This window comes from Ruegeria sp. C8, assembly GCF_056537565.1.
Map to the genome: position 1 here is coordinate 1 of NZ_JBQFRV010000034.1, position 4,941 is coordinate 4,941.

The 4,941-nt window shown below is 55.9% G+C and carries 5 protein-coding genes and 1 pseudogene; 5 read left to right on the plus strand and 1 reads right to left on the minus strand.

Features of this window, described 5'->3' with window-relative positions:
* Positions 1–95 precede the first annotated feature (95 nt).
* Positions 96–224 (minus strand): annotated as a pseudogene (locus tag ACR0KL_RS22640) (transposase); the annotation flags it as partial.
* Positions 225–482: 258 nt separating this feature from the next.
* On the opposite strand from ACR0KL_RS22640, the gene ACR0KL_RS22645 reads away from it, so the two are divergent.
* The 5 genes from ACR0KL_RS22645 (at position 483) to ACR0KL_RS22665 (ending at position 4,517) form a co-directional block, all read left to right on the plus strand.
* The gene (locus ACR0KL_RS22645) at positions 483–1,391 is read left to right on the plus strand and encodes an alpha-1,2-fucosyltransferase (protein WP_170642514.1); all 909 of its coding nucleotides are present in this window, start codon (positions 483–485) and stop codon (positions 1,389–1,391) included.
* A gap of 43 nt (positions 1,392–1,434) precedes the next feature.
* Positions 1,435–1,977: a GNAT family N-acetyltransferase gene (locus tag ACR0KL_RS22650; protein WP_170642516.1), complete on the plus strand. Its 543-nt coding sequence runs from the start codon at positions 1,435–1,437 to the stop codon at positions 1,975–1,977.
* A gap of 7 nt (positions 1,978–1,984) precedes the next feature.
* Positions 1,985–2,416 (plus strand): sugar 3,4-ketoisomerase, encoded by a 432-nt coding sequence (locus ACR0KL_RS22655; protein ID WP_170417387.1) that lies wholly within the window; start codon positions 1,985–1,987, stop codon positions 2,414–2,416.
* Entirely contained in the window at positions 2,413–3,510 is a 1,098-nt protein-coding gene (locus ACR0KL_RS22660) for a DegT/DnrJ/EryC1/StrS aminotransferase family protein (protein WP_170681769.1), read from the plus strand. The genes ACR0KL_RS22655 and ACR0KL_RS22660 overlap by 4 nt, the downstream gene beginning before the upstream one ends.
* Before the next feature lie 71 nt (positions 3,511–3,581).
* Positions 3,582–4,517: a glycosyltransferase family A protein gene (locus ACR0KL_RS22665; RefSeq protein ID WP_170539206.1), complete on the plus strand. Its 936-nt coding sequence runs from the start codon at positions 3,582–3,584 to the stop codon at positions 4,515–4,517.
* Positions 4,518–4,941: the final 424 nt, after the last annotated feature.

A 4,941-nucleotide genomic window follows, 5' to 3' on the forward strand; every position in this document is an offset into this window, starting at 1 on the left:
GCAACCCGCTACGACAGGTGCCCAAAGGTCTTCCTGTCAGCAATCGCCCTCGCAGCACTCGTTATCTATTGGCTATGAGGCCTGAACCTAGTCTGGACCGCCCAATCCAAACCGACCAGCCGCAACAAAATCTGCACGAACCCGATCGTTGGCCGGAGCGGCATCCTAAACAAAATCTTCAGGGTAAGGCGGGCCTGGATCGCGGCGTCGCTGAACGGCATAGGTTTAAATTGCCGTTTTTTATTTTGGCATGGTCATGGCATATTTAATGGCATATCTTTACGCCTATGTCGCCTCGCAGTCTTCGTAAATCCTTGCATTCGTTGGTCGCTAAACGAAAGAACCGTTCACTTCGCCAGAAGGGAGAGGAGATCCTGCGCGCGCGCGGGGAAGACCCCATAGTTATTGTCATGGTTGACGGTGGGCTCTGCTCGGCAATCACGAAGTACGTGTTGGGCGAGTGTTTCAGGAAGGCCTTCGGCATGGTCGTTAAATACGATCTGATGTGGTTCGAGACCAACGGCATGGATTGCTCCAACAAGAGCAGCCGGCTGTTCACCCTGACTACGCTGTTTCCAAACATCAAAATGGACGCCGCCACGCAGGACGAGATCGATTTCTACAAGCGACATTTCTACTACAATAATCCGAAACCCTACTGGTACGACCCGGCCATCTTTGATCACCCACAGCCGCTGTATTTCGATGGTTACGCAGAACACTGGAAGTACGTGTCCGACGTCGAAGACAAGGTGCTTTCAGAACTGCGCTTCAAGGACCTTGAGTTGAACGAGGCCAACCGGGATGTGCTGTCGGATATTCATAAGGCGCCCATGTCAATCGCGGTCCATGTACGTCGTGGGGACTACGTAAGCATCGGCATGGCGATGCTTGGCGAGGATTACTACAGAACTGCCATAGATCAGATCGTCTCAGCCTCGGGTCAGGATAAGGCGAAGGTCTTCTTCTTCTCGGACGACATCGACTGGGTGCGCAGTCACCTAGCGCCGAAACTGCCGCCACAAATCGAATGGTGCTGCATCGATGTGAACAATACCGAGGCCGGACACTTGGACCTTCTGCTGATCTCGGAATGCGATCACCAGGTGAGCTCGAATTCCAGTTTCGGGTACTGGGGCGGCCTGCTGAACGACAACGACAATAAGACCGTGATTATCCCGATGCGCTGGCTGCCAGGTCAGACACGCGGCCCGGAGCTAGCCGGTTGCGACACCGCGCATGACTACCCCGGCTTCCAGAAGCTCGAGAACGTCCCCGGCGACAGAGAGGTTCGCCCGTTCAATGAGGCCTTGCACAGCCGAAAGGGCCACGGCGTACCTCGGTCTGAGACCGGAGTTATGGCTGGTGCAGCGCATCGGAAACATCCATAGTGGCGTCTGTGACCGCAGCGCCGCCACAAGCTCAAAAGGGATCATGACCAAATCGTCTGTTGCCCAAGTGGCCGGGCCCAACCTGAGACTCAGGCTTATCACGCCCGCTGATGCCCCCTATGTGTACGCCCTGCGTACGAACCCGCACTACAATCGGCACCTGTCCCCGGTCACGGGTACGGTTGCGGATCAGCGACAGTGGATCGAAGGCTACAAAGCCCAGGAGGCCCAGTGTCGGCAGCTTTATTACGTGATCGAACGTCACGACGGCACCCGCTGCGGGTTGGTACGCCTGTATAAAATCGAAAAAGACCAATTCACTTGGGGCAGCTGGATCCTCGACGCCAACAAACCACGGAAAGCCGCGCTGGAAAGTGCGGTCTTGTCATTTGGCATCGGCTTCGAACATCTAGACCTCGGCATGGCCAAGGTTGATGTCCGGGTGGAAAACACCCACGCCGAGGCGTTCTATCGCCGTCTCGGCATGATCGAAACCAATAGGACCGCGCAAGACATCTTCTTTGACTATCCGCGCAAGCTGTTCGAAGAGTTACGCGCCACATATCTAAAACTTCTCAAAGGGTGACCTTTCCATGACACGAATTTCCGCGCACCAGGGCAGCGTCCGGATCATCGACCTTCCACAAATCCATGATCCCCGTGGCGACCTGACCTTCGTGGAAGGGGGTAACCATCTGCCGTTCGACATTGCTCGGGTCTATTACCTTTACAACGTACCCGTCGACTCCGAACGTGGCGGCCATGCACACCGCGATCTTGAACAGGTCATCTTTGCGCTGTCCGGCAGTTTCCGCATTAAGATCGACGACGGAGAAACCAAGACCGAATTCTGGCTGCGTGACCCGCGCAAAGGGCTTTACGTCAACCGGATGATCTGGCGCGAAATGGATGCCTTCAGTCAAGGCGCAGTCTGCATGGTGCTTGCCTCGCATGTCTATGATGAGTCCGACTATTTCCGGGACTACAATGAATTTCAGAACGCGCTGCGTGGAGGGGTCGAATGATCCCTTTCCTCGATCTGGGCGCGGCCTACCGCGAGCTGAAGCAACAAATCGACGACGCTGTGGCGCGAGTGCTAGACAGTGGTTTCTACATCCTCGGTCCCGAGGTCGAGGCCTTCGAGGCAGAATGGGCCGCTTATTGCGGCAGCAAGTTCGCCGTGGGGCTGGCCAACGGACTAGACGCTCTGACACTGGCCCTGCGTGCGCTGGACATCGGGCCGGGCGACGAGGTTATCGTGCCTTCGAACACTTATATCGCCACCTGGCTTGCCGTCTCTGGTGTTGGTGCAATACCGGTTCCGGTCGAACCTGACCCGGCCACCCACAATATCGATCCGACCCTTATCGAAGCGGCCATCACCCTGCGTACCCGCGCTGTGCTTCCGGTGCACCTTTACGGCCAGCCTGCCGACCTAGATTCTATCCTCGAGATTGCGAGCCGCCACGGGCTTCGGGTGATCGAAGATGCGGCGCAGGCGCATGGTGCGGCCTACAAGGGGCAGCGGCTTGGCGGGCATGGCGATATCGTCTGCTGGAGCTTCTATCCGGGCAAAAACCTTGGGGCACTTGGGGATGCCGGGGCGGTGACCACCAACGACGCAGACCTGGCCGCCCGGGTGGCGATACTGCGTAACTACGGCTCTCACGAGAAATACGTCAACGAAGAGCCCGGCGTAAATTCACGCCTCGATCCCGTGCAGGCGGCTGTTCTGCGGGTAAAGTTGAAGGCGCTGGACGATTGGACCGAACGGCGCCGCGCGATCGCCGTCGACTATCTCGAGGGGTTGAAGGACAGCAGCCTGATCCTGCCGCATGTGCCCGATTGGGCGGACCCTGTCTGGCACCTTTTTGTTGTCCGCACCACAATGCGCGCTGAGATGCAGGCGCATCTGGCCGAGGCCAAGGTAGGGACGCTCATCCATTATCCGATCCCGCCGCACATGCAGGGCGCCTATGCGGATCTGTGCCTCAAAGCCGAGGCTTTCCCGATTGCCCGCCGTCTGGCACAAGAAGTGCTGAGCTTGCCAATGGGGCCTCAACTGGATAGATCACTCGTTAAAAACCGAGTCATACCCGAGATCCTGCGCGCCTGCTGACATGGGCGCTGGACGGTCAATCGCTTCAATTGAACGTCCCGTTCATGACGAGGCCGAAAAGCGAGAACTGAATGTCTCATTTGTGTTCTGTATTATGCGTCTCCTACAACCATGCGAGATTTGCTGCGGCGGGTCTGCAATCGATCTACGAACAAACCTATCGCAATATCGAAATCATCGTCCTGGACGATGGATCACCGGATAATTCGGTCGAAGTGATTGAGGCCGCACTGGCTAAGAGCCCCTTTCCGACCACTTTCATAAAGCAGGAAAATTCCGGCAATGTGCCGGCGAACTTCAACAAGGTTCTGGACGCAGCGTCGGGCGAATTTGTCACAATGATGTCGTTGGATGACCTCCTGATGCCGGACTGTATCAAAGATGCGGTCGAGGTTTTGTCGAAAGCTCGGAACATCGTCTTCGCAGCCAATACCGGTCACTACGAGATCGACGAAAACGGCCACCGGATTACGGATGCCATTCACCTTCCGCTTCCTGCGAACCACCCCGAAACGGCTCAGGACCTGATTGAGCTGGAGTATAGGAGCCTTGGCTCCTTCTACATCCAAGGTCAGGTGTTCCGCCGCGACGCCCTCATGGCTGTGGGCGGTTTTGATGACACGATGACCGGGGACGACATAGTTCTGCGGACGCGCCTGTTTCAGCACATGGTGCGACACCCCGAGTTGACCTTTTCGCTGGGGAACAAGATCGTTCTCTCCTACCGCAAACACGGAAATAATCTTCACCAGAATGCCTTCCGGCAGATCAAGACAATCGTGCAGTGGGGGGAAAAGTACTTCCCGGGCCGCGCTTACCCCGACCTGTTTTTCAGGTGGCTCGAACACTTTATCGAGCAGAGCATCAGGCAAGATCGGCCCGAAGATATCCGGAAAGCTTCGGATCTTAGCCCGCAGGTCGCGCAGTTCATTCAAAGTTACCAGAAGACGTGGACTTATCGCCGCCGCAACACTAAGCGGAAAATCCGAAAGTTGTTCGGCGCTTAGGTTCCGATCTCATAATCAGTCGATATCGGTGAAAAAAGCTCCTGACTACATCTAGTGTTTGCGCCTTTTTTTCAACGCGCCCGGTGAGTGCGGCGATTACTCGGGGCTATTGGCGCACAGTTTCAGGTCGTGCACTTGTGGGCAGACAAAAACGTCACGCTCTGCGTCATGCGTGAAGGCCTCGTGGATCTGGTCGGGATACTGGTAAAGGGAAACCACGTTTGGGTTGGGGGGTAACGTTGCCTCAGGCTGATCCTTCTTCTTTTTCTTCTAGTATCTTCTTTCTTCGGGCAGCATAAACAACTGATATAAAAACAAAATTCTCCTTAACTATTAGGGTCAGGACCCATTGATTTCCGCTTTGCTGCGTGATTCACGGTTCGAAAATCGAGCGGTGACCATGTCTGATCTTTTCTGGCTGACG

What these genes read in the sequence shown, in the direction of transcription:
- ACR0KL_RS22660 (WP_170681769.1), top strand. Translation starts at nt 2,413, where the DNA reads ATGATCCCTTTCCTCGATCTGGGCGCGGCCTACCGCGAGCTGAAGCAA.
- ACR0KL_RS22650 (WP_170642516.1), top strand. Translation starts at nt 1,435, where the DNA reads ATGACCAAATCGTCTGTTGCCCAAGTGGCCGGGCCCAACCTGAGACTC.
- ACR0KL_RS22645 (WP_170642514.1), top strand. Translation starts at nt 483, where the DNA reads ATGGTCGTTAAATACGATCTGATGTGGTTCGAGACCAACGGCATGGAT.
- ACR0KL_RS22655 (WP_170417387.1), top strand. Translation starts at nt 1,985, where the DNA reads ATGACACGAATTTCCGCGCACCAGGGCAGCGTCCGGATCATCGACCTT.
- ACR0KL_RS22665 (WP_170539206.1), top strand. Translation starts at nt 3,582, where the DNA reads ATGTCTCATTTGTGTTCTGTATTATGCGTCTCCTACAACCATGCGAGA.